Origin of the sequence: Bacillus sp. 2D03 (assembly GCF_003946765.1) — a bacterium.
GTDB lineage: Bacteria > Bacillota > Bacilli > Bacillales > Bacillaceae_G > Bacillus_A > Bacillus_A cereus.
This window is the reverse complement of sequence record NZ_RPSJ01000002.1, coordinates 80,089-104,350: the sequence shown is the minus strand read 5'-3', so window position 1 is coordinate 104,350 and position 24,262 is coordinate 80,089. Positions and strand designations below refer to the sequence as shown.

The following is a 24,262-nucleotide window of genomic DNA, read 5'->3' as shown; positions in this document are numbered from 1 at the left end:
TTAGTTCATAATATACGATTTTTCTTACAGAAATATAGCACACCAAACATTAGCATAATACCAATTACGTAAAAAATTGTTGTTCCGCTCCCACCAGTATTAGGAATTACCCAATTATTCTTCGCATTTTTCACTGTTATTTTTTGTGTCTTTACTGCTTCTGTAATTTCTATTTCTATTGGATCCCTAAGTAACATGTATCCGTTCGGTGCTTTTATTTCTTTAATCGTATACTTTCCAATTGCCAATTGGTTGGAAATTACCTTTCCTTTTTCATCCGTTATTAATCTACTAACTTCTTTCCCTTCTTTATCTAACACTTGAAATACAGCGCCTTTTAGCTTTAATTCACTATCCTTATCATCAACTTTTTCAATTTCAAATTGCCCAGTCGGATCTGGCAATTTCTTATTTTCTATTTTAATTTCTACTACTGTATCTTTTTCTATTTTTACAGCTATTTTATCTTTTAATAATTCATAACCTTTAGGTGCCTCTATTTCCACTAGGGTATAGTTTCCTATTGGTAAGTCCTTTGATATCATTTCTCCTTTTTCACCTGTTATTAACTCTCCAACTACTTTTCCTTTTGCATCTTCTATATGAAACTTTGCCCCTGCTAGTTTTTTATTTTTATCACTTATGTCTACTTTCACAAGCTTCATTTTTCCCATTGGATCTGGCAATTTCTTATTTCCTATTTTAATTTCTACTACTGCATCTTTTTCTATTTTTACAGTTATTTTATCTTTTAATAATTCGTAACCTTTAGGTGCTTCTACTTCCACTAAGGTATAGTTTCCTATTGGTAAGTCTTTTGATATTACTTCTCCTTCTTCATTTGTTACTAGTTCTCCAACTATTTTCCCATTTAAATCTTCAATTTTAAACTTTGCTCCTGCTAGCTTTTTATTTTTATCACTTATGTCTACTTTCACAAGCTTCATTTTTCCCATTGGATCTGGCAATTTCTTATTTCCTATTTTAATTTCTACTTCTGCATCTTTCTCTACTTTTACAGCTATTTTATCTTTTGATAATTCGTAACCTTTAGGTGCTTCTTTTTCCACTAAAGTATAGTTTCCTATTGGTAAGTCTTTTGATATCGCTTCTCCTTCTTCATTTGTTAATAGTTCTCCAACTATTTTTCCTTTTGAATCTTCTATATGAAACTTTGCTCCCACCAATTTTTTATTATCATTATTACTATCAACTTTTTTTATTTTTACTTTTCCAGTACTAGGCTTGTTCCAATGTTGCCAGTTAAATTTGAAATTGTGAAATTCAAATCCACCAGTTTGTTGTACCGCGCCGACAAATGCTTGTCCATTAATCGAGCCGCCTTTTGTTTCTAATACAGCATTTGGGGCAAACACACTCCCAACGACACCATATCCCTCTGTTGTAATTTTTTTCGCATTTGGAAAAACCCAAATCACTTTCCCGTATAGCTCAGTAAACGGGGAATTAGGAGAATATGGTTGTGATGTAGGAACTATATCTGTAGCCCTTCCAATATTGTTCGTGTCATATAGAATAGACCCGTTTTTAAATGTAACCTCTGTTGCATCCGAATACATAACAATAAAATCTTTGTCCTTAGCATTTGGTAAAAATACATCTCTTATATCTAAATTGATTTTCCCTGTCAATTCTGATGAAACATAAATATTAGGATTGTTTATATCTTTTCCGATTCCATGACTCATATTTGGAATTGGGGTATTCGTTTTATATTGACCTGCATTTTTACTGACTTGGTTCACTATATTGCGAAATTCATTAAATTTCGCGTCAATTTCTAGTTTTTCTTTATAAACGATACGATCATAAGAGGATTGTATGATGCGATCTGGATCACTCTCTTTTGTCATTACGACTATTCCGTTTTGAATGATAAAAGATTCTTCTCTTGATTTCTTAAATTTTCCAGACAATAACAAGGACGGATATCCCTCATCAACCCATTTTTCACCTACTATATTAGATGTTCCCGCTGCAGCACCTACAATCGTATACCCCGATGCATCCATATCACCTTGAACTGCAATTGCTCCTTCAATGTCGCCACCTATTGCTTTATGGTTACCAAAGACAACTGCATTATAACGCGATATATCACCTAGACCTTCTAAGTTTGTCGTGGATCCATATACTTCTTTTGGTACATATACGACAAAACTTACACTTAACATTAACAAAACAATAAAATGAATACTTACCAGCTTTAATCGTAGCCTCAATTCCTTTGTTCCCACCTTTACCGTATTTTTTCTATAGTCGAATAAAATGACATATTTATCAATGAGGATTTACTTCATTCCCTATATACCTTCTTTACTTATCTCTGAATTTCCGGTCCCACTGTCCATTAATGCAGGATAAATAAATACATTCTATCTAGTTAACCTTTTCTTATAAATTACGACTAGAAACACACATAACAATAGGATTGGAACTATTACAGTCCACTTATTAAATATAAATATCTCTGTACTCACTTTTTGTTTTTCTTTCTCGTTTAACTCCACACGCACACCTCGAACTAGCAATCTATTGGTGTTTACTCCATAAGGCGTACACGTAATTAAAGTTGTATAATCTTTTTTTTGTACAATTTGTAGATCGTCCGTTTCGTGTGGTAACACTACTTTAATTTGATCTACTTTATAAGCAAGAACTTTGTCTAAAGAATGAATATAAAAAAGATCTCCTTCGCTCAACTTATCTAAATCTGTAAATAATTTTGCTGATGGTAAACCACGATGCCCTGTTAAAATAGTATGCGTACTTTCTCCACCTATCGGGAGCGAAGAAAAATCTAAATGACCTATCCCGCGGCTCAATACTTCCTCAGATGTCCCTTGATAGATTGGCAGTTTTATATTAATTTTCGATATTTCAATATACCCCATTACATCTCCTAAATTTAACGCATCAGCATATGCTTGATGATTACTTTTTTTTTCAGAAAATGGATCAGTAAATGTTTTCGTGGAAGTGTGAACTTGTTTATTATATTCGGCTGCTTCTTTTTCCCTACGTTCAACTTCTTTCTTTTGTAGCGCTTTGATCTTCTTATCGTAAGAGCTAATCTCAGAATAATGTGCACGAGTCGCCAACCAATTACTAATAGTAGGATATAAAAAAACACCTAATCCAAATAAAAAAATACCTCCCAAAACAAGATTTCGTTTCATATTTCCACCTCTGTATATGCTTAAATATCGAAAAGAGGGAAGCATTTTGCTTCTCCCCTTTTCCCATAGTTACATGTTCCTAAAATCTTAATTATTAGCAAACTTTTTTCTGAAGAAAACAAATGCCGCTGTAACCATTAACGTAAGACCTATTACAGTAAAAAGAGTCGTTCCTATGCCACCCGTTACCGGAAGAACCCATCCACTTTTATTATTTTCAATCGTTAATTTAACCGTTTGATTATTTTCGCTAATCTTTACATCAATGGGATCTTTTAATAATTGATAAGAAGCTTTTGTACCATCTTCTTTTGTATATGTTGGTGCTTTCGTTTCAAAAATTTGATAGTCTCCATATGGAATGTTAGACCATTTAATAACACCATTTTCATCTGATACACCTGTTACTTCTTTTCCTGCTACAACAACTATTTTTCCATTTTTATCTTTAAGTACAAACTCTGCACCTTTTAATTTACTCTTATTAGCACCATCAATTTTTGTTAACTCAATTATTCCAGTTGTTGGAACAACAACTACAGGTTTAGATTCCTTTTCTCCAATTACATCATTTTTATTTGTAAAATCAATTTTTGCTGTATTTAAAATTTCCGAACCAGATGGTACTCCTTCTTTTACTTGAGATTTAATTTGCAAATGAAATTCTTTTTTACCATCTAATTTTGTGAAATCTTTTACTGTAGCTGTTACTTTTTGACCTTCTATAGCTACCTCTACAATGCTTGCATTTACTTCTGCTCCATCAATTTTCACGATTGGCTTTCCTTGAATCACTAAACGATTATCCAAAGTATCTGTTACCACATATTTTTTGTATTCCTTAATGTCTTCTGGAATTAATGTTTTAATATCATAATTATAATTAGTTAACGGATTTATTGGTAACGCTTCCAATTTTCCGTTAATTTTTTTATCAATTGTTGGTTCTTCATTGTTTTTCACTTCTATTTTAACTACTGTACCAGAAGTAATAGTTCCATCTTCATTAATTGTTCCGGAGTTCTTAACAAAAAACTCACGTTTAGTTGGATCTATTACGTAGCCTTTCGGAGCTTTTGTTTCTTGGAAATAGTATTCACCATACTCCAATCCTTGCACGCGAATATGACCATTAGCATCTGTTACTAACTCTTTTTTCACTTCTGTACCGTCTTTTTTAAATAAAGAGAATACTGCACCTGCTAATGCTTTTTCATTTACACCAGTTTTTATTAAATCCACTGCACCACGTTTAATCTCATTTTTGGGATACATGTGAACATCATAGTTTAGCACCTTACCCTCTTTATTCGTTAATGGGATATCCACTGTATACGTATTGGGATTTAGATTAACATGTGGAGGTCCTGCCACTTCTTTCACCTCATAACGTCCTAGCGGAAGATCTTTTAATACAGCTTGTCCGTTATCATCTGTTACTACTTGATTTGGAGTGGCTCCCATTACAGGTTTCACGTCTTCTTTTACGATTTTCCCATCGTTTGAAATTTTTTCAAAAGAAGCAACCCTTTTCACTTCAAACGTTACACCTTTTAATGGTTTCACATCTTTTGGCACCTCTTGATTTGCAGAACCGTCACCTTCTAGTCCCTGCGCTCCATCTTTTTCTTGTTCATACTTATGAATCGTTAAAGTACCTTTAGATGGTGAATCTGCCTTTACTAATACACTAGACCATGTAGAAAATGTTAAGAATAACACTAAAAGCACACTAAATATTTTTTTCATTTCTCTTATCCCCTTTACTACTTCTATCATTTTAAAAATTTCTTTATTACTATTACCTTCTTAAAAGCAATAGTGTGCCAAGTATCAGATTTAAACGAATAACATAAAACATAGTCGTCCAACAATCCATTGTTTACAATCACTTATTCACTTTTCTTATCTTCTATTATTACGTTGTCTCTCCACATGATATATGTAATTTTCTCCCCTAAATTACACGTATATCCCTATTTCAAGAATCATTACATTTGTTACATAATAGCTTTCACTGCTAATTTCGACTAGTCACTTACTGTCAATCTATTCATATCTCACTTCCTATCCCTATTTAAAATCCAATCTTAATCATTTTTTGATACATATAAGTAATAACCAACAAATAAGTGTGACGATTCATATTTTACGTTACTGTCCAAAACTATTACCTGTATATTCAAATAATATGTGCTATTCATGTTAAATTATGGTATTATTCTTAGAAGTTTATAACTTTTATTTATATTTTTTATTGATAAAGGTTTTCCGTATCTACTTATGAAAAAGGAATATATGTTTATTTAACTATTACGCATAACTGTAAGGAGGAAGAATATGACTAAAAAACTCAGTCTAGTTGAGATAGAGTACATTTGCAATATGTTTTTTCAATCTTTCGAAATTCCAGTTTGTTTTTTAGATTGTAACAAAAATATTCTTTTAGAATTTAAATCCAAAAATGATTCACATTCGTTATATACATCAAAAATAGAACAGTTACATATGCTTTTTCAGAGAAATGATACATATAATTCTCCCATCTTCAGAACTCACGAATATCTAGGGCACTTTATTTTAATTCACATAAAGAGCGATTATATGGTGAACGGTACTGTTATTATTGGGCCCTTGACACATGTAAATTTTTCTACAAGTAAAGCGGATAGTAACCTTAATTTTATTCCAAATTATAAAAGAACAAGAGACCATTATTTTTCATTGTCAGTCAAAGATCAAAATTTCTTTGTAAATATAGCGATATTGTTCTATAACATTCTCTATAAAAAAAATTCAGATGTAAGCACCTTTTCAAATAACAGTGACTCACTTCATATAAGTCATAGCAGCATCTTAAACGAAGATGTATATATTTCAATGCAAAAAGACGAATCCATTTATCATAATTTATATATAGAGCAGCAACTACTTAGTTCTATAGAAGACGGGGATAAAGAAACCGTACTCAAATATTATTACGAATTCCAACAAGAGACTCTTTCATCTTTATCTTCATTCCATCAATTAAGACGTCATAAAAACATTTGTATTTCATCCATCACGCTCGCTACTAGATATGCGATAAAAGGGGGACTTCCATCTGGGATTGCTTACAAAATTTATGATTTACATATTCAAAGAACAGAAGATTTAAAAGACAAAGAATCTGTTTGGGATTTATTAAAAAATGCTTTTTGTACCTTTGCAGACCGTGTAAAGGCACAAAAAACACAGCAATATTCACAGACTATTGCTATTTGCAAAAACTATATTTTTAAAAATATTTACAATCCAATATCTGTTAAACAACTTGCTAAATTTGCAAATGTGAATTCAGATTATTTATCTATATTATTTAAAAAAGAGGTCGGTATTTCATTAATTGAGTACATTCAACGTGAACGAGTCGAAGAAGCAAAGAAATTATTAACTTTCACCACCTATCCCTTATCAGACATATGCGCTTCGCTTAATTTTAGCGATCAAAGTTATTTTACTAAAATTTTTAAAAAATTCACCAATGAAACACCTGGTAAATATCGAAAATCTCATGTTGTCATTTAGAGTGAAACTTCCATTAAAACAACATGTTTTCAGTAACTCATCAATGGCAGATTAGAAGCACCCCCAGATTCATGAACTATAGGATTTATGCTTTTTCCAAACCAAAAAACACGTTACTATTCTTTTATTTTAATGAGAATAATAACGTGTTTTTTATGTAATGTAGTTTTGTAGACATAACATGATCCAACTACAAATTTTTATAGAAGCCAAATGCACCGCTTAACTACTAAAATCTTATTAAGTAAAAATCCATATTTTGTTTTACTTACTTTCTACTTTATTTCTTTTGAATAATGAACTCTTTTCTTCAAAAGAATGATCCCTACTATTATTTTTGTATCTTTCTAAATTTGCGAACAAAAGTGAGTACTGTGCCTGTAATAATCATCAATATGCCGATTGCTGCACTGTTAGTTGTACTTACACCCGTCTTTGGAAGCTCCTTATATGTATATTCTTTTTTATCGCTATTATTGTTATTTGTCTTATTAGTAAGGCCATTAGCTTTGCTAGTTTCTTTATCTTTCACTAATACTTTTTGTATTGTATTTACCTCATTACCCATGGAATCTCTAACACTATATATTATTTCATAAGTACCAGCTTTAGTTGTATCTATAGTTCCTTCATACGCTACTTTAGAAGTAAGGTCACCGTCCTCTTTATCAGTAGCTGATACCCCTACCAACGGATCAAATTGATCACCCTCAGTAATTGAAGTTGTAGCAGGTACTTTTAGTATTGGTTTATCATTTTTAACTTCTTCTCTAACTTTGACCGTTACAGTTTGTTTCGCCGTTACTTCATGACCTTTAGAATCTGTAACCGTGTACGTTAATACGTAAGTACCGACTTTAGATGTATCTACTCCACCAGCAATTTTTACTTTAGAAGTAAGATCGCCGTCTTCTTTATCAATAGCTTTTACTTTTATCATTGGATCGAATGAATCTCCTACATGAATTGTCGCTCCAACAGGCACTGTTAATTTAGGTTCTAAATCTAATATTTCTCCATTTCCCTCTACAATTACAGTCTGTGTAGCCGTTGTAGTTCTCCCTTGGGAATCAACGACCAAGTATTCCACAATGTATGTACCTGGTTTTGAAGTATCTACATCGCCTTTATGCTTTACTTTATTTGTTAAATCACCATCTTCTTTATCAACAGCTTTTACATTTCTCATTGGATCAAACGTATCACCTACACGTAGTGTAATGGTAAACGGCACAGTTAACTCTGGAGCTTGGTTTTCTGCTGTTTTTTCGTTTTCTTTCACTGTTCCGGTAATTTTTGCAGCATCAAAAGCATTTTGGACTGCTTGAACTTCAATTGAGTTCGTTCCATATTTATTAGTTGCCACTTTAAGGCATGCCAATTTCAATTCAGAGAAATTAGAAGTCATGTTTAATTCATCAGTATTTGCATAATAGAATATATCAAACATTTTATCTTCACCAATACCATTTACATTTACACCGTTATGAGTACCACCTTGTGCAATTAAATACGCAACTTTATTAATAATACTTGAGTTAAAATGAACGCCTCCATAATCCTCTCCATTTAAATCATTATATTTACTATAATCATCGGGATACGGTAGTCCTTCTGAAAAATTAATTGCAGTTGGATTTTTCATATTACGAAAAGTCGATCCAGTTTGCTCTCCTATTGTCCAGTTAAATTCCCCATTATTTATGTATTTCTCTATAGCCGTTCCCATAATATCCGATAATGCCTCGTTAATTGCCCCAGATTCTCCTGAGAATTCAAGGTTAGATTCACTTGATGTAACTGCGTGTGTAAATTCATGACCGGCTATATCGAACGCTTTTACCATAGGATCTCCATATAAAAGCATACTAATGTTATTAATATTAGTACTAAATGCATTCTCCCAATTTTCAGGATCATTTGTTCCTCCAGAATCCCATGCATGTACAACTGAAACTACTTTTTTTCCTTTATTATCAAAACTATTACGATTATATTTTTCTTTATAAAAATCATATACCTTTGTTGCTAAGAAATGAGCGCTTACCGCCTTTGGATCATTAAATGTTGTTGAAGCGCTAGTTGCTAGTATGCCAGGATAATAACTTTCTTCATTTGTAATATCTCTATAATTTACATCATATGTCTCAATTCCTTGCCCTCTTGTGTAATCAGCAAGCGCATAATTCCCACTGGTCTGTTTAGAAATACCAAATGTACGAGTTACGCCTAAATCATCTTTTCCTGTTCCAGTTAATGATGTGAAATTGCTAGTTTTATTTTCCTTAACGGATTCAACATACTCTTCACTTATTTTCAAACTTGATTCTTGTACCATATCTTTTAACATATCGCCATTATGAGCATTCACTAAATAAGTTCCAGATACATAATTTGGTGTTGTAGCAGCAAATGTAACTTGATATGCATTGCTAGCCTGCCCATGATTTTCATCAACAAAAATAACTGCCTTAACTTCTGGTTCAGAAATAAATTTAATGTCGTTTCCGTACTTTTTATAAATATATTGTTTCGCTTCTTCTTTTGATAAATTAATAGGTTTCTTTAAATCTTCTTGTGTTAAATTTTGTGCGCTAGCTCCTGAAATGCTTTTAATAATACCTTTTTTATCTACGTGAACAGTCAACTGGTGGCCATACACTTCTTTTCCTTCATATATTTGTTGCATGCGCACAAGTGTAGTTCCATCATAAGAACCACGTTTTTGAAGAACTTTGTAATCTACTCCTGTTTCTGCACTAACTTGTTTTGGAGACAAAGCATGGTCCGTATTTTCCTTAAGTGCATCTTTCACTACATTCTCTGGCGCCTTTTTTGATGGTTGTGTAAGATCACCTGTACGGAACGAATCCTCGTGAATTTCAACTTGCATTTGACCAGGTTCCTCTGCATGACCTACTCCATATGGTGTTACACTTGTTAAAACGAATCCTGTTGTTAATGCAACTATAGCTATTTCTTTTTTATTTCCCATGGTATTTACCTCGTATAAATTTCTATTATTTATATGAAACTGCTAAAATGTATACAATCTATTCCTAACATAAAAAGATGACTTTTGTAATCTACAAAAGCCACCTCTTCAATATATAATATCCCTAAAATGTTTTTAATACATAATTTCTATACAAAAAAGAAAAAAGCATTCATTAACGAGCATTTTGCAATACTTTTATTAGGTCATTTATATTTTCAACTTTCTGCTGAAACTGATCAAATCTGTTATGTAGCGATGAAGGATTTTTATCTTCAGTTGAAATAACTTGTTTTAATTCATTTTCTAATTTATCATACATATCAAAAAAATTATCAAATTCTACACTTACAAGCTCTTCATTTTCGCGATAGAATCTTTTTGCTTCTATATAAGTCATATATGATTTATTTAAAAATCCTAATGAAATTAAATATTTAGAAGTGTTTTCTTGATAAATAGCAATATCACATGCTATTTTAATATCAGAATAAGTCTTTTGAACGAGACAATGCAATTCAAAAATCTTAAACTTTAATCCATTATTCATTTCATCCACTCCCATCGTATCTATTCTACATAAAATTAGAATATTATACAAAGAAAATTATTAGCAAGAAATTGACAATTAAAAAAATAACTTAAGGATAAACAAAATCCCTCTCATTATAAATTATAATTGCGGAGCATTTACCAACATAACGGCTAAATAAAAAACGAAAAGAATAAATCTTTCCGCTCTTAGAGTAATAAATACATTTCATATTGCGCTAAAGAATTCTTTTCAAATCCACACTTCTTTAAAAAACCCTCCAATAAATTATTGTTAGGAAACCCAATTGATAAACTTGATAAATTTAATTCTTCTATTGCTACTTGTAATAATTTCATCCCAACACCAATATTTCTATAACCTTTGTCTACGAAAATAAAACTAATTTTACCTTGTTCATTTACGCATAGAGAGCCTTTTAAGTCATTATCGACATATACACCATAAAATACATTATTTGTTTTTTTAATATAATCAATATCATTTTGCCAATTTATATGGAAGTTTAACCATTTCTGAATTTCATCTTTAAAAGTTGGAAATTCTAATTGTTTTACTTCAATATCTTTACAATCTTTATTCATTATTTTAGTCAAATCATTTAAATTATAATAAAAAAGATCGTACACTTTTTCATAGCCCAACTTATTATAAAAATGAATCGCTCGGTCGTTTCCTACAATGACTTCGAGAAAAAGTTGCTTACATCCATGTTGAATCGCCTCTTCTTTATGCAGTTCAAATAATTTTTGACTCACACCAATACCGCGGTAATTAGGATGAACCGCTAATGTTCCGCAGCGCATAGTCTTTATACTTTCATAATCCTTTATGCCACCTAGTATTACGCCAACAGATTTGCCTTCTTCTAAAGCAAGAAAAGAATGCTCTAGCAAATTACCTTCTGGTCCCAAAAAACGTTGTATAAAATCCTCTTTTGAAACCTCCATCTTAATAATGTAATCTGAAAATCCATCTTTAAAAGCTTCATATACTAAATCAATATTTACTTCACTACACCTTTTATATTGAATCATATAAAATTGCCCTCTAACTGCTTATATTAAACTCAACGTGTACCCATATAATATATTCCATCTATTATAAATTTCAGCTCTTAATTTGAAATGAGCGGACATTTCCCTACATATAACTCACTATTGATTTGTTTTATAACAAACTATCTATTATTTACTACATTAACCTCATAAACACGTAAAAAAGCAATTAAATGCTCACATGCTCTTTCACATGCTAGCATTTTAAAGATTTTTTGTTCTTCTTTCGTTTTATCATTTGCTTGATCTGAAGCAGCTTTTAAACAGAGAAATGGTTTTTTATTTATTTGGCATACATAGGCGAAAGCTGCTACTTCTTGATCAACTGCCAATGCTCCATATACGGTATGGAGTAAATATCTCATTTCCGAACTACGAATACGTTGATCTCCTGATAAAAATGTACCGAAATGTATCGGATCATACGATCGTATTTTTTTTATTCTTCTTACAAGTGATTTTGTTGTTTCAATAGGTGCTGTTCTACCGTTATATAAATTAAAAACATCTTCCCCTGAACCAGCAGCAGTAACATCATGTTGTATTGCGTTTAGTGCGACTACAATATGACCGTTTTTCACCTTGTTTGATAAACTTCCGCATATTCCTGTCATAAACAACTCATCTGGCTGAAACTCACTAATTAACAATTGTACACAACTAGCGCAGCTTACTTTACCGACACCAGTAACAACTGATATAATTTCCAGCTCATTAATAGTATGAAAATGAAATTCCCAAGCTGCTCTTTTTTCAACACGTTCACTTGGATAATGTTGATGCAAATACGTCAGTTCTGGTTCCCATGCAGATACAATTGCAATACGTTTCATTACACGCTCACTTCCCCTATTGTCATTTAAATAAGTTATCTATACTTTCTCGTTCATAATCTGGAATCCATTCTTTGTATTTCTTATATAAATCTCGTATTATTTCTTTATTCTTCGCAATTACTTCACATCCTCTATCATCATACATCAACATGACAATATCTTTCGTTGCATTTATGAGAAATACATCTGGATAAGAAATTTCTTTTTTTCGTCCAAATCGAGGATATAAATCAAAGAAATCCTCATGATTAGCAACTTGTATAAGCGATTCATATTTAATATGTTCCGCAAGGCATTTTAAAGAAAAATGATATGTACAATATAAATCTGCTTCTTCATCTTCAAATAAAAACGGTAACGTTTCTTATCTTATATGAAATCTTAAATCTCTTTTCCTAATATATTTATTGTATACATTTATTTTCTGTGGAGTTTTTATATTTTCCTTTTTAAATCTATAAACATTTGTCACTACAAACACTACATCTTCTTTTGAAAATATGTCTTCAAATAAGAATTTATTATATGTATATAGTTGAGAAAAGTATTCCGTATTTAAATTGTCGGTTCCTTCTACAATTTGATATTTATCTTTTCCAAAATCAAAATGTAAATGATTTTCCCACTAAGAATATAAGTAGGGTACTAATGTAACTCCTGGAAATGTTTGATTCACATATTCTTTTAATTGCATTTCCTTGTCCTTTCTACTGTACAATTCCTTTTAAATCCCAGTATGCTTCTTCTAGCCACGGATGTATAACTTTCAATGTATCTTTCCTTTCCCACAAATATGAAATATATACAAAAGCTGCTTTTTCCAAAGATTTTTCCAATCCTTTTTTTATTTCTATTAAATATGGTGGTGTCCCTTTTTGATCCCATTCTATTTTATCTGCAACAAATAATACTAAATCCATCTTCGTTGCATGTTTACGCAGCGTTGTGTGGCAACAAATTGCATTTAAAATCTCTTCATCTTCTACTTTAAATATTTCTTTTGCGATTACTCTCGATAGTTTTTGATGAATGATCATAGGAAACTTTCTTTCTGCTTCCACTATTTCTACACCAAATTCTTCAGCAACTGCAATCCGCTCCTCGTTCGGAAAAATGCCACTAATATCATGTAAATATCCTGCAATTGCTGCTTTTTCTTTATCTACGTGAAACTTTTCTGCAATCTTTTTTGCCTCATTTGCCACACGAATTGAATGTTTATATGTAAACTCTTTATTATATTTTAGTAGAAAAGCTTTAATATCATTTTCTATTTTTCCAGTTGGAGTAAATGAATATATATCATTACATAACATAGAAAATCCCCCTTATAACTAACTTTCATTATAATGTAGAATCTAAATATCCTCGTTATTTTATATTCGTTATTAATCTTTTTACTCCTTTTTAATACGTTACATGAAATTTTATACAGAATCATCGCTACAAGTACATAAATGTTTGATATTATAGTAATGTTGATGATTTGTAAGGAAAGGAACTACACAATGAATAAAAACATATTAATTATTGATGATGATAAAGAAATTGTTGAATTACTTGCTGTTTATTTGCGAAATGAAGGCTATAACATTTATAAAGCTTATGATGGCGATGAAGCATTGCAAAAGCTTTATACATATGAAGTTGACCTTATGATTTTGGATATTATGATGCCAAAACGAAACGGATTAGAAGTTTGTCAGGAAGTGCGTGAAAATAATACTGTACCAATTCTAATGCTTAGTGCAAAAGCAGAAGATATGGATAAAATATTAGGTCTTATGACAGGTGCCGATGATTATATGATCAAGCCATTCAATCCATTAGAATTAGTAGCAAGAGTGAAAGCTTTATTACGAAGATCCTCTTTCCAAAACGCTACTTCGCAAAAGAATGAAGATGGTATTATTCGTATTCGCTCTGTTGAAATACACAAACATAATCATACTGTTAAAGTAAATGGAGAGTATATTAAATTAACCTCTATTGAGTTCGATATTTTATATTTACTTGCAAGTAATACAGGAAGAGTATTTAGTTCAGAAGAAATTTTCGAACGCGTTTGGAATGAAGATGGTTACGGTTCAAATAAGACTGTAATGGTTCATATTAGCAACTTACGGGATAAACTTGAAACAGTAATAAATGGAGAAAAATTTATTCACACTGTTTGGGGAGTTGGCTATAAAATTGAGAAATGAAGCATTTGATATATTAAAAGATATCCCTAAATGGAAACTTATTTTTTGGCTCTTATTAGCTATCACACTCACGCCTATTACTGAGTTAATTATTTATCGCCTCGTTACGAGTGTAATTGAGAGTTCACTTACTCTAACTGAACTTGGTAAAGAATTCATTCGAATTTTTGGTTATGAAAAGTATAAAGGGATTAAAGAATCGTTATGGATGATGATTGTATCTTATTTGTTTTTATTTTCTATTTTTTCATCCTATCTTTACATTTTTTATCGTCACGAGAAAAAACTTTATTATGAAACTTGTATTAAAAAAATGATAGAAGAAATTCGTTATATTGCAAATGGAAACTTCAATCATAAAGTTTCTATTGTAAATCATAATTATCTGGAAGAGTTAGCAATCGGGGTCAATGAAATTGTTGAACAATTAAAAGTCTCAATTGATGAAGAAAGACAAGCGGAACAAGCAAAAAGTGAGCTTATTACAAATGTATCACATGACTTACGCACTCCCCTTACTTCTATAGTTGGATACGTAAATTTAATCCATCATGATAATTATAGAGATGAAGTAGAATTGCGATACTATATTCAAGTCATTTACGATAAAGTCACTCGTCTTAATGCATTAATGAATGACCTGTTCGAATATACACGTGTTCAAAATAAAGAGTTAAGCTTGTATTCTGTCCCTATTGACATAGTAGAGTTACTTGGGCAATTAACTGTTCAATTCCGTATACAATTTCAAGAAGCAAATATAGAATGTCGACCTTCTTTCCCATCTCAAAAGCTCATGGTATTAGCTGATGGTGAAAAATTAGTGCGTGTGTTTGAAAATCTTATTATAAACGCTATCGCTTATGGAAGCGAAGGTCGCTATATTGACCTTACTGCTTATGAAAGCAATAATATGATTACAATTGATATAACAAATTACGGACAACCTATTCCTAGTACGGATTTACCTCATATTTTTGAGCGTTTTTATCGCGTTGAGAAATCTCGCTCTACAAACACTGGTGGATCTGGACTTGGATTAGCTATTGCAAAAAGTATAGTCGAATTGCATAAAGGAACAATTGAAGTATATAGTGATGATGAAAAAACAACATTCACTGTAAAACTACTCCCATACAAATGTTAATATTATAAATAAAAAGTTCAATTTCTTATCATATAAGAAATTGAACTTTTTCCATTAATACCCAAAATTTAATAATCCTTTATAATTCTTTAGAAATTCTTTACCTTTTCTTTCTTCCTAATTAAGCATTCCTTTTTACAATACTAGTATTGATGTCATAATAGGAGGATCGCTTATGCAATTCTTAAAAAAATTCGCTATTTTATTATTATCTTTTTTCATTACTGCACTTATCGTTTTATATTTTTACCTTTATGTAAATGGTCCGATTATTCAAGCTAAATCAGCTATTTTAATAAATGCTAATTCAGGTGAAATTGTTTATAAAAAAAATGAAGAAACTCCAGTACAATCAGCTGCTTTATCTAAATTAATGACAGAATATATCGTATTGGAGCAACTAAATGATAGAAAGATACAGTTAGATGACTTAGTACAAATAAGTAACGAAGTTTTCCGAGTAGAAACAAGCCCTATACAAGTAACATCGAATGATAAAACAACGGTTCGTGATTTACTTCATGCATTGCTACTGGCAGGGAATAATCGTTCTGCACTCGCTCTAGCAGAACACATTGCTGGAAATGAAGATAACTTTACAATATTAATGAATAAAAAAGCAAAAGAACTAAAGTTATTACAACCATCTCCATTTCTAAACTCTACTGGAATTAATAATAATACAAATAAACAATCAACTACAACAGCGATAGACGCAGCTAAACTAGCAGCACGATTAGTAAAAGATTTTCCAGATGTATTGAATATTACGAAACTAACCTCTTACCAATTTACCTTCAAAGATTCCCAGGTTTTCAATACGAATAAAATGATATATTCCCTTAATGAAAACATTAAACTTCAAGGTGTTGATGGCTTACAAACTAGTTTTTCAACTAACGGTAATTATAGTTTTGTCAGTACAGCAAAACTTGGAGATACTAGACTAATTTCAGTAATATTAGATGCAGATGAAGAAAACATTTCATTTATTGAAACAAAAAAGTTACTACAGTATGGTTTTGATCCTTCCTCGTACTCTGCACTCCAAGCTTTTAAAGACACAATTACATCCTGGACAATATTACTTCAGTTTAAAAATTTAATTATACAAACTATAATGATTTTTTTAATCATTACCACCTTAATGTTTTTACATATACGTCAGAAAAAATCCGAGGATTTCAATTAAGAAATCTTCTTATATATAAAACTGACTTGCGCTTAAGATGCAAGTCGGTTTTTAATTCTATCATCCTCGTCCAATCAAATTTGCTGAAACAGATTGCAAGTTTAACTCCCTCGCCCATATAGATAGATGACCAATATGATGAATTTCATATCCCATTACATGTCTTAAAACCTATGTTTTTTGAGGCATACATCCATCTCTGTTTCCTTTCGTTGTATTCGTTTGTTTAGTTTAAATGGGTTAATCTATTAATTCTATTAAATCCAACAATTGAACTATTACATATTAAAGTTCTAATCATATACTGTAGTAGATTACTAGAAAGGAGGCTTAACTATGGATAGTTGCGTTGTATTTGTAAACGGACAACCTTTTTTAGTTCTTTCAGTAGCTGGTATTGAAATTGCTAGATTAGAGATTTCCCTTCAAGTAGCATTAGCTCTAAGAGTGCTTGGGATACCAATCTGTGATTAATTACCAAATTAAAAGAAAAAGAGGGCATTAGCCCTCTTTTTTTATTTTCTTCTCACCTTTTCTTAACAACAAACAAAATTCAAATTTAATTAATTATAAAAAATTAAAGTATATGAACGTTACATGAAACACTTGTTAAGATAGCTGTCCTTCACACTATTTATTTCGCCGACATTATATAATCAAAGCACACAATGATTAACTTTTTATACGGCTTATTTTAAGTGTGCTAGCATTCTAGGCTAGATAATTATGACTGCAAAAAAACTTCAAGTTCTCGTTTATATAAATTAAATAACGCTTTCACTTTTTGAATCGATTGATAATCTTTAAATTGCTGTTCTCTATCTTCTTATCCTTGAAGAGCACTAATCCAACTATACTCTACATCTACAATATGAAATAATGTTTCTAACATACCCCCAGTTTGCAAAGTAAATCTTCCTCTGAAAGTTGTTCACACCACTTAAACCAATCATCTCTTACTTGCCAATTATATTGAAATAAAGTGTACACATTTATCTCTCCCTTACTTCAATTATCCACCTAACAGCATCTGTTATACATTTAACCATTGACAATCACTTCTCTTCGGCCAAGTTCCTCTACAGCGTGATTAATTATTTCACTTACAGATAAAGAACCATCCAATATGATATCTGAATTCGGCTTAACAGTATGAATTGCCTCTAAATAAGCTTTTCTCGCATATGTCATGTAATGTTCCAAATCATTATGTATTTCATCTATTGTACCTTCCTTAAAATCTCGCAAAATCCTTCTAGCCATCGCAATATCTAAAGGCGTATCAATAAATATAGTTACATCAATGAATTTTCGCATCTCACTATTTAAGTATGCAAAAGGATAATCTACAATAATATAGTCTAAGGTATTATTTTGTATAAGTTGCTCAATATCATGAATTAATGGTGTTAATACCCACTCGTCGTAATTCGCCCCATCATCAATCCATTTACAAATATCAGCAGGAGATTTATCAAATGTGTAACTATCAAAATATAGAGCTTTTGAGTTTTTAAACTTATGCTTTAATCTTTCTGTAATTGTAGTTTTACCTCCCCCCGAAACAGCTGCAATTGAAATTATTTTTGTTTTATTATCCACTATACCCACCAAGCCCCTTTTGTTAACATAATATAATTATAAATTACTATCGTTGCTACTTCTTCCATTCATATTCTAACATACTCATTTCCCATAAATTCCAATACGTTTCTCCTACTCTTTTTGACTCTCTTAATAAGCCTTCTTTTACAAACCCTATTTTTTCGTAACATGAAATGGCCGATGTATTAAAATCATACACACCAAGAGTTACTCTATGTAGTTTTAATTTGTCAAAAGCAATATGAAGTACTGCTTTCATCATATGTTTTCCTATAGAACGTCCTCTCATCTTCGTATTACCAACTAATACTTTTCCAATTCTAGCGGACTTGTTAATATTATCTATTTGCCCAAGCGAAATATGACCAATAACGTCTGAAGTCTCTTCATCTACCACTTTGAAAGCGAATGTATTTGCACTTTCTATATACTTCTCTAATTGCTGTTCGTCTAAAGGAAATGTGAAGGCATTACCTGACCATTGTATTAGAAATTCTTCGGAATTAATCCAACTTATTAATTGTTTATAATCAGATTTTTTAAAGGTTTCTAGTTTAATCACTTCCTTGCTCCTTTCGTACATCATGCTTTATAACCTCAAACTTATTTCTATATAAAGAATATATTCTCCTTTTATATGAAATTAAAATAAAGCCATTCATGTGAATGGCTTTACAAAAAAGCAGCATAATTATGCCTTGTTTGCTACATCAATACCATTAAAATCAAAGTCAGCAGTAACCGTTGTAACAGGTGGGAAAATTGCTTCAATTTTGCAAATGGAAATAATTACTCCAACCGATCCAGGAATAGCCGCAAGCTTAACTACATCACAACTTACAGACGAAACAGTACCTACATAAGTACGTCCCTCTGTGTTAATTTGAACTGTTCGATTAATTAATTTCTTAAGTTCATCTCTAATTCCTTGTACACAAGAATTATCACATTTCTCATGCTGTTCTTTTTTACACTCTTCGAATACTTCCCAACAATCATCCTGTTTACATGTACACTTCTTTTTACAATTATTAAATCGAGAACCCAATACCTCACCCCCTAATCATTTCTATTAGTAAAGTATGTCCACTAGCTTAAAAGGGTACGAGGCAAACGCATAAAAAGAAAAAAACAAGCAATTGTACCAAACCTTCTTTTCATTATTCATTATAAAAACAGACCTCTCCTAATTAAAAGCTTGTTTAATGAGCGGCCGTGAATTTAGTCCTACTCCATTTAATGTTTAGACACCGCTTTCTAAAACAAATCTTTTTTCTTTTAAATAAGACGCTCCTTAAAAACGCACTAGATTTTCCCATTAACTCACATATACATAGACTTTATTTGTGGATTTTTCCTTTGTTATTGTGAAATATACATTCAAAAAAGCGTACTCGAAAATAAGATATTATTTGTAATCAGAACGCTTTCTTCAACAAATGTTTATTAAAAAATACCATAACTAGTAGTAGTTCCCTCCACTATCTCTTAAAAATTAGCATAGTTTGTATGAACTCTATATCGAGTAGAAAACACTCTATTATATAGAGATAAAATAGTAGGTTAATAAACAAGCCATTTTTTTATTAAAACATAGAATAATATGAACACTATTGAAAGGAGGTAGAAATAAATGTCATGGAAAAATGATTGCTGGAGTTCTCAGAAAAAGCATTGTTGTGATGATTGGTGGAAATCTAAAGAAAAGTGTCATCGTGATGATGATTGGAGTTCTCAGAAAAAGCATTGTAATGATGATTGGTGGAAATCTAAAGAAAAGTGTCATTGTGATGACGATTGGAGTTCTCAGAAAAAGCATTGTAATGATGATTGGTGGAAATCTAAAGAAAAGTGTCATTGTGATGACGATTGGAGTTCTAAACGAAATAAGTGTCGTTGTAAATGTTTCTTTATTTGTTGCCATTGTAAAAGAAAAAATTGGTAATATTTTTAATGTCAACTTAACGGAAAGAATATGTCTTTTGGAACCAATCGGACTTTTCCGGAAAGTTGATCCCTCACCTACTTCCTTGCTTTCGCTGAATTTTTAGGTGGGGGCATTACTGCCTGACAAATAGCGAGATAAATACTAGAATGTAATATATAAAAAGCTGACTGAGTATAGTCAGCTTTTTATATATGAACACGTAAAGGTTTAAACAGACATATAAGCAGTCACGCTTTGTCATCACCTTGTTGTTGTAAATTAGTATTCCCCCATTGAATAGACATTCTATAATATCGTATTTTGATTAAAACTATAAAACATACTTAACACTAATAGTAGAATTTTTCATCTTCATCAACTTCACTTCTTCTTTTTTTATAAACATAAAAAAGGAGCTCTATTTATATAGAGCTCCTTTCTAATTTTATAATTTACTAGACTGTAACCCCTGAATAAACGGAACTACTTCAGGATTTACAAGTGAAGACAAATCACCTAATTCTTTTCCTAAGTAAGCTGCTTTAATAACACGGCGCATTACTTTAGAATTACGTGTTTTCGGTAAATCTTCTACAACGTGGATGTCTTTAGGACACAACGCTTTTCCAATATGAGAGTTTACTAAACTCATTAATTCTTTCTTTAATTCTCCTGTGAATGTTACATGGTCTCTTAATACTACAAAACAATGACAAACTTCACCTTTTACTTCGTCAGGTATACCAATTGCAGCAGCTTCGATTACATCGTTATGTTTCACAAGAATAGATTCATATTCAGCGGGTCCAATACGTTTACCTGCAATATTTAACGTATCGTCTGAACGCCCTGTGATGATATATTGTTCACCATCGTAAATGACCCAGTCACCGTGGACCCATTTATTTTCAAAACGCGACCAATATGTGTTTACGTAACGTTCATCATCTTCCCAGAAGCTTTTCGTCATACCTACCCAAGGTTTCTCTAAGCATAATTCTCCGACTTCATCTCGAATTGGTTTACCTTGATCATCCAGTACGACAGCTGCCATTCCTGGTAAAGATGCGTTAAAACTAATCGGTGCTATTGGCTTAATAAGAACATTACCGAAAATCCCACCAGAGATTTCAGTTCCACCTGAGTAGTTACAGATTGGGACATTTCCTTTTCCAACTGTTTCAAATAACCACATCCATGGATCAGGATTCCAAGGTTCTCCTGTTGATGCGAATACTTCCAAACTCTTTAAAGAATGCTTATTGACATACTCATCACCTTTTGCCATTAATGCTCGGATTAACGTTGGCGAAATACCTAAATGAGTAATCTCATATCTATCAACTGTCTCCCATAACCGGTCTGCTTCTGGGAAGTCTGGAACACCTTCGTACATAACCATCGTTGCTCCATTAATGAGTGAACCGAATAATAGAAACGGCCCCATCATCCAGCCCATATCAGTTACCCATAATACACGATCACCTTGTTTAATATTCATTCCAAATCCTGCATCAAAAGCTGCTTTCAAAGGAAATCCTGCATGCGTGTGTACTGTTCCTTTCGGCTTACCAGTCGTTCCTGATGTATAAATGAGCATTAATGGATCATCACTTTGCATTTCCTCTGCATGTATGAATGGTTTTTCTTTTTCTAGCGTACTCCACGAAAAGTCATAGTTATGTGGTGTAAAATCATTTCCTGCATGACGAACGATAACAACTTTTTCAACAGTTGGGCAATGTTCACAAGCTTTATCTACTTCATCTTTTAAAGAAACAATTTTACCGCGGCGTGAAAATCCATCTGCGGTAATAATCATTTTTGAACCTGCCGCTTGCACACGTGTCATAACTGCATCAGACGCAAAGCCTGAGAATATTGGTGAAATAATTGCTCCGATTTTCATTACAGCTAGCATCGCAACAACTGTTTCTGGAATCATCGGCATATAAATTGTTACACGGTCACCTTTCTCAATACCCGCGTGTTTCAAACCATTTGCAACACGGCTTACCCAGTTGTCAAGCTCTTCATATGTAAATGATTTTGAAGTTCCATTTTCCCCTTCGTACTGAAGTGCTGGCTGTATTCTCGTCTCTTCATCCGCAAGCCAGCGGGATAAAGCTGATTCTACAACGTTACATGTTCCGCCATTATACCACTGTGCAAACGGTGTACCATTTTCTAAATCTAACACTTCTGTATAAGGTTTCATCCATTGATAGCCTACTGCTTTTTCTGCCTCTCCCCAAAACCAAGCTGTTTCCTCAATAGATTTATTATAAAAAATTTCATAGTCTTCATATCCCAATGATTTCATCCAACCATATAAACGTGTTTTTTCCTTGTACTCTTCTGTTGGAAACCAAACTGCTTGTTTCAATGTTTTCCCCTCCTTAACTTTTTGAGCAAGAAAGCCCTAAATAGGGCTTTTAAACTGGATATACAGGATGTTTACGATCTGTGAATACTTGATATTTGCTCATATACATTTCGAAACGTCCTTTTAACTCTTCACGTAAATTGTTTGGATGAACAATACCATCAATCACCATCTCTGATGCTAAGTGGTATATATCAATATCTTTCTTATACTCTTCACGTTTTTCAGCAATGAAGCTAGCACGCTCTTCTTCTGGTAAAGCTGCAATTTTATTTGCATATACAGCATTAACCGCAGCTTCTGGACCCATTACCGCAATAGAAGCTGTCGGTAATGCCAGACAGCAATCTGGTTCAAATGCTGGACCTGCCATCGCATATAAACCAGCGCCATATGCTTTACGAACAACGATAGAAATCTTCGGTACAGTTGCTTCACTCATTGCAGAAATCATTTTTGCACCGTGGCGAATAATACCGGCACGCTCTACTTTTGTACCAATCATAAATCCTGGTACATCCGCAAGGAATAATAATGGAATATGATATGCATCGCATAAATTAATAAACTTAGCAGCTTTATCCGCTGAATCGTGGAATAATACGCCGCCTTTCATACGCGGCTGATTTGCAATAATACCAACTGGCTTACCATCAATACGTGCTAAGCCTGTAATTAGCTCTTGAGCAAATAATTTTTTTACTTCATAGAATGAACCTTCATCAATAACTCTATTAATGAGATCTTTCATATTGAAAGGAGCATTTTGATTTTCTGGAATGATTTGTTCTAACGTTTTATCGAATTGTTTCGGTTCTTGAGGTGTAACCAATGGACTCTTTTCTAAATAGTTGTTTGGAAAATATGAAATGTATTGTCTTGCTTGTGTAATCGCATCTTCTTCCGTCTTACATAAAACATCTCCGCATCCTGATACAGAGCAATGCATACGAGCTCCGCCCATCTCTTCTAAAGTTACCTTCTCACCGATAACCATCTCAGCCATACGAGGAGATCCTAAATACATAGATGCATTTCCCTCTACCATCATTACAACGTCACAAAAGGCTGGAATATACGCACCACCAGCTGCAGAAGGTCCAAATAACAAGCATACTTGAGGAACTTTACCTGATAACTTCACTTGATTATAGAAGATTCTTCCTGCACCGCGGCGCCCTGGGAACATTTCTACTTGATCTGTAATACGCGCTCCAGCAGAGTCAACTAAATAAAATAACGGAACACGTAGTTTTTCAGCTGTTTCTTGAATACGTAAAATCTTTTCAACTGTGCGTGATCCCCATGATCCAGCTTTTACAGTAGAATCATTGGCCATTACACACGCAGTACGACCATGTATTTTACCCGTTGCCGTTACAACGCCATCCGCAGGTAAGCCTGTTTGTTCACAGTTAGCAAATAATGCATCTTCTACATATTCGCCATTATCAAATAGAAGCGCTAAACGGTCTCGAACGAATAATTTTCCTTTTGCTTTATTTTGCTCATGATATTTCGGTGCCCCGCCTTGTTTAATTGTTTCAACTCGTTCTTCAAATGAATTAGATTGTTGTTTTTGGTCTAACATA

General features: G+C 32.3%; 19 protein-coding genes and 3 pseudogenes. 6 read left to right on the top strand and 16 right to left on the bottom strand.

Annotation, left to right across the window (positions count from 1 at the left end; translation table 11 throughout):
- Nucleotides 1–5: 5 nt before the first annotated feature.
- The 3 genes from EBQ15_RS05505 to EBQ15_RS05495 all read right to left on the bottom strand — a co-directional run bounded on the left by EBQ15_RS05505 (nucleotide 6) and on the right by EBQ15_RS05495 (nucleotide 4,949).
- Nucleotides 6–2,243: an MSCRAMM family protein gene (locus tag EBQ15_RS05505; protein ID WP_001239485.1), complete on the bottom strand. Its 2,238-nt coding sequence runs from the start codon at nucleotides 2,241–2,243 to the stop codon at nucleotides 6–8.
- A 153-nt stretch (nucleotides 2,244–2,396) separates the two neighbouring features.
- Complete coding sequence (locus EBQ15_RS05500) at nucleotides 2,397–3,200, bottom strand: class C sortase (protein ID WP_001999842.1); 804 nt, start codon at nucleotides 3,198–3,200, stop codon at nucleotides 2,397–2,399.
- A gap of 87 nt (nucleotides 3,201–3,287) precedes the next feature.
- Nucleotides 3,288–4,949 (bottom strand): LPXTG cell wall anchor domain-containing protein, encoded by a 1,662-nt coding sequence (locus EBQ15_RS05495; RefSeq protein ID WP_000719306.1) that lies wholly within the window; start codon nucleotides 4,947–4,949, stop codon nucleotides 3,288–3,290.
- A gap of 591 nt (nucleotides 4,950–5,540) precedes the next feature.
- On the opposite strand from EBQ15_RS05495, the gene EBQ15_RS05490 reads away from it, so the two are divergent.
- Nucleotides 5,541–6,767 (top strand): AraC family transcriptional regulator, encoded by a 1,227-nt coding sequence (locus EBQ15_RS05490; protein ID WP_000162834.1) that lies wholly within the window; start codon nucleotides 5,541–5,543, stop codon nucleotides 6,765–6,767.
- Nucleotides 6,768–7,098: 331 nt separating this feature from the next.
- Here EBQ15_RS05490 and EBQ15_RS05485 read toward each other — a convergent pair whose 3' ends face one another.
- The 6 genes and pseudogenes from EBQ15_RS05485 to yqeK all read right to left on the bottom strand — a co-directional run bounded on the left by EBQ15_RS05485 (nucleotide 7,099) and on the right by yqeK (nucleotide 13,525).
- The gene (locus EBQ15_RS05485; RefSeq protein WP_000527048.1) at nucleotides 7,099–9,762 is read right to left on the bottom strand and encodes a M4 family metallopeptidase; all 2,664 of its coding nucleotides are present in this window, start codon (nucleotides 9,760–9,762) and stop codon (nucleotides 7,099–7,101) included.
- A gap of 175 nt (nucleotides 9,763–9,937) precedes the next feature.
- Nucleotides 9,938–10,312 carry a hypothetical protein gene (locus EBQ15_RS05480; RefSeq protein ID WP_001059023.1) on the bottom strand — a complete coding sequence of 125 codons (375 nt, stop codon included), beginning with the start codon at nucleotides 10,310–10,312 and terminating at the stop codon, nucleotides 9,938–9,940.
- Between the two features lie 191 nt (nucleotides 10,313–10,503).
- Entirely contained in the window at nucleotides 10,504–11,352 is an 849-nt protein-coding gene (locus tag EBQ15_RS05475) for a GNAT family N-acetyltransferase (RefSeq protein ID WP_000617061.1), read from the bottom strand.
- 143 nt (nucleotides 11,353–11,495) lie between these two features.
- Nucleotides 11,496–12,206: a 5'-methylthioadenosine/S-adenosylhomocysteine nucleosidase gene (gene mtnN, locus EBQ15_RS05470; protein ID WP_000820810.1), complete on the bottom strand. Its 711-nt coding sequence runs from the start codon at nucleotides 12,204–12,206 to the stop codon at nucleotides 11,496–11,498.
- Between the two features lie 22 nt (nucleotides 12,207–12,228).
- Nucleotides 12,229–12,903 (bottom strand): annotated as a pseudogene (locus tag EBQ15_RS05465) (DUF3885 domain-containing protein).
- A 13-nt stretch (nucleotides 12,904–12,916) separates the two neighbouring features.
- Nucleotides 12,917–13,525 carry a bis(5'-nucleosyl)-tetraphosphatase (symmetrical) YqeK gene (gene yqeK / locus EBQ15_RS05460; RefSeq protein WP_000882443.1) on the bottom strand — a complete coding sequence of 203 codons (609 nt, stop codon included), beginning with the start codon at nucleotides 13,523–13,525 and terminating at the stop codon, nucleotides 12,917–12,919.
- Nucleotides 13,526–13,717: 192 nt separating this feature from the next.
- Between yqeK and EBQ15_RS05455 the strand changes: the two genes are divergently transcribed.
- The 3 genes from EBQ15_RS05455 (at nucleotide 13,718) to EBQ15_RS05445 (ending at nucleotide 16,752) form a co-directional block, all read left to right on the top strand.
- A complete protein-coding gene (locus EBQ15_RS05455; protein ID WP_001038803.1) occupies nucleotides 13,718–14,413 on the top strand; it encodes a response regulator transcription factor in 696 nt (231 codons plus the stop codon).
- Entirely contained in the window at nucleotides 14,403–15,560 is a 1,158-nt protein-coding gene (locus tag EBQ15_RS05450; protein WP_001243309.1) for a sensor histidine kinase, read from the top strand. Before EBQ15_RS05455 ends, EBQ15_RS05450 begins: the two co-directional genes overlap by 11 nt.
- Before the next feature lie 175 nt (nucleotides 15,561–15,735).
- Nucleotides 15,736–16,752 carry a D-alanyl-D-alanine carboxypeptidase family protein gene (locus EBQ15_RS05445; RefSeq protein WP_001160050.1) on the top strand — a complete coding sequence of 339 codons (1,017 nt, stop codon included), beginning with the start codon at nucleotides 15,736–15,738 and terminating at the stop codon, nucleotides 16,750–16,752.
- 60 nt (nucleotides 16,753–16,812) lie between these two features.
- Here the strand turns inward: EBQ15_RS05445 and EBQ15_RS05440 are convergent.
- Nucleotides 16,813–16,923, bottom strand: a pseudogene (locus tag EBQ15_RS05440) (DinB family protein); the annotation flags it as partial.
- A gap of 165 nt (nucleotides 16,924–17,088) precedes the next feature.
- On the opposite strand from EBQ15_RS05440, the gene EBQ15_RS05435 reads away from it, so the two are divergent.
- A complete protein-coding gene (locus EBQ15_RS05435) occupies nucleotides 17,089–17,226 on the top strand; it encodes a DUF3956 domain-containing protein (protein ID WP_000376554.1) in 138 nt (45 codons plus the stop codon).
- 256 nt (nucleotides 17,227–17,482) lie between these two features.
- Here EBQ15_RS05435 and EBQ15_RS31430 read toward each other — a convergent pair.
- The 4 genes and pseudogenes from EBQ15_RS31430 to EBQ15_RS05415 form a co-directional block, all read right to left on the bottom strand.
- Nucleotides 17,483–17,742 (bottom strand): annotated as a pseudogene (locus EBQ15_RS31430) (DinB family protein); the annotation flags it as partial.
- A gap of 51 nt (nucleotides 17,743–17,793) precedes the next feature.
- Nucleotides 17,794–18,363: a nucleoside/nucleotide kinase family protein gene (locus EBQ15_RS05425; protein WP_000513265.1), complete on the bottom strand. Its 570-nt coding sequence runs from the start codon at nucleotides 18,361–18,363 to the stop codon at nucleotides 17,794–17,796.
- A 46-nt stretch (nucleotides 18,364–18,409) separates the two neighbouring features.
- Nucleotides 18,410–18,943 (bottom strand): GNAT family N-acetyltransferase, encoded by a 534-nt coding sequence (locus EBQ15_RS05420; RefSeq protein ID WP_000990087.1) that lies wholly within the window; start codon nucleotides 18,941–18,943, stop codon nucleotides 18,410–18,412.
- Nucleotides 18,944–19,048: 105 nt separating this feature from the next.
- On the bottom strand, nucleotides 19,049–19,405 hold the full coding sequence (locus EBQ15_RS05415; protein WP_000535573.1) for a hypothetical protein: 357 nt from the start codon (nucleotides 19,403–19,405) through the stop codon (nucleotides 19,049–19,051).
- Nucleotides 19,406–19,970: 565 nt separating this feature from the next.
- Here EBQ15_RS05415 and EBQ15_RS05410 point away from each other — a divergent pair.
- Complete coding sequence (locus EBQ15_RS05410; RefSeq protein ID WP_206430789.1) at nucleotides 19,971–20,408, top strand: hypothetical protein; 438 nt, start codon at nucleotides 19,971–19,973, stop codon at nucleotides 20,406–20,408.
- A gap of 321 nt (nucleotides 20,409–20,729) precedes the next feature.
- Here the strand turns inward: EBQ15_RS05410 and EBQ15_RS05405 are convergent, their stop codons facing one another.
- Nucleotides 20,730–22,670, bottom strand: a complete 1,941-nt coding sequence (locus EBQ15_RS05405) for an AMP-binding protein (protein WP_000806461.1) — start codon at nucleotides 22,668–22,670, stop codon at nucleotides 20,730–20,732.
- A gap of 49 nt (nucleotides 22,671–22,719) precedes the next feature.
- Nucleotides 22,720–24,261: an acyl-CoA carboxylase subunit beta gene (locus EBQ15_RS05400; protein ID WP_000886743.1), complete on the bottom strand. Its 1,542-nt coding sequence runs from the start codon at nucleotides 24,259–24,261 to the stop codon at nucleotides 22,720–22,722.
- Nucleotide 24,262 lies beyond the last annotated feature (1 nt).

Coding starts and splice junctions, on each gene's coding strand:
- EBQ15_RS05455 (WP_001038803.1), top strand. CDS start 13,718: ATGAATAAAAACATATTAATTATTGATGATGATAAAGAAATTGTTGAA.
- EBQ15_RS05420 (WP_000990087.1), bottom strand. CDS start 18,943: ATGATGTACGAAAGGAGCAAGGAAGTGATTAAACTAGAAACCTTTAAA.
- EBQ15_RS05445 (WP_001160050.1), top strand. CDS start 15,736: ATGCAATTCTTAAAAAAATTCGCTATTTTATTATTATCTTTTTTCATT.
- EBQ15_RS05495 (WP_000719306.1), bottom strand. CDS start 4,949: ATGAAAAAAATATTTAGTGTGCTTTTAGTGTTATTCTTAACATTTTCT.
- EBQ15_RS05480 (WP_001059023.1), bottom strand. CDS start 10,312: ATGAATAATGGATTAAAGTTTAAGATTTTTGAATTGCATTGTCTCGTT.
- EBQ15_RS05400 (WP_000886743.1), bottom strand. CDS start 24,261: ATGTTAGACCAAAAACAACAATCTAATTCATTTGAAGAACGAGTTGAA.
- EBQ15_RS05485 (WP_000527048.1), bottom strand. CDS start 9,762: ATGGGAAATAAAAAAGAAATAGCTATAGTTGCATTAACAACAGGATTC.
- yqeK (WP_000882443.1), bottom strand. CDS start 13,525: ATGTTATGTAATGATATATATTCATTTACTCCAACTGGAAAAATAGAA.
- EBQ15_RS05435 (WP_000376554.1), top strand. CDS start 17,089: ATGGATAGTTGCGTTGTATTTGTAAACGGACAACCTTTTTTAGTTCTT.
- EBQ15_RS05500 (WP_001999842.1), bottom strand. CDS start 3,200: ATGAAACGAAATCTTGTTTTGGGAGGTATTTTTTTATTTGGATTAGGT.
- EBQ15_RS05475 (WP_000617061.1), bottom strand. CDS start 11,352: ATGATTCAATATAAAAGGTGTAGTGAAGTAAATATTGATTTAGTATAT.
- EBQ15_RS05490 (WP_000162834.1), top strand. CDS start 5,541: ATGACTAAAAAACTCAGTCTAGTTGAGATAGAGTACATTTGCAATATG.
- mtnN (WP_000820810.1), bottom strand. CDS start 12,206: ATGAAACGTATTGCAATTGTATCTGCATGGGAACCAGAACTGACGTAT.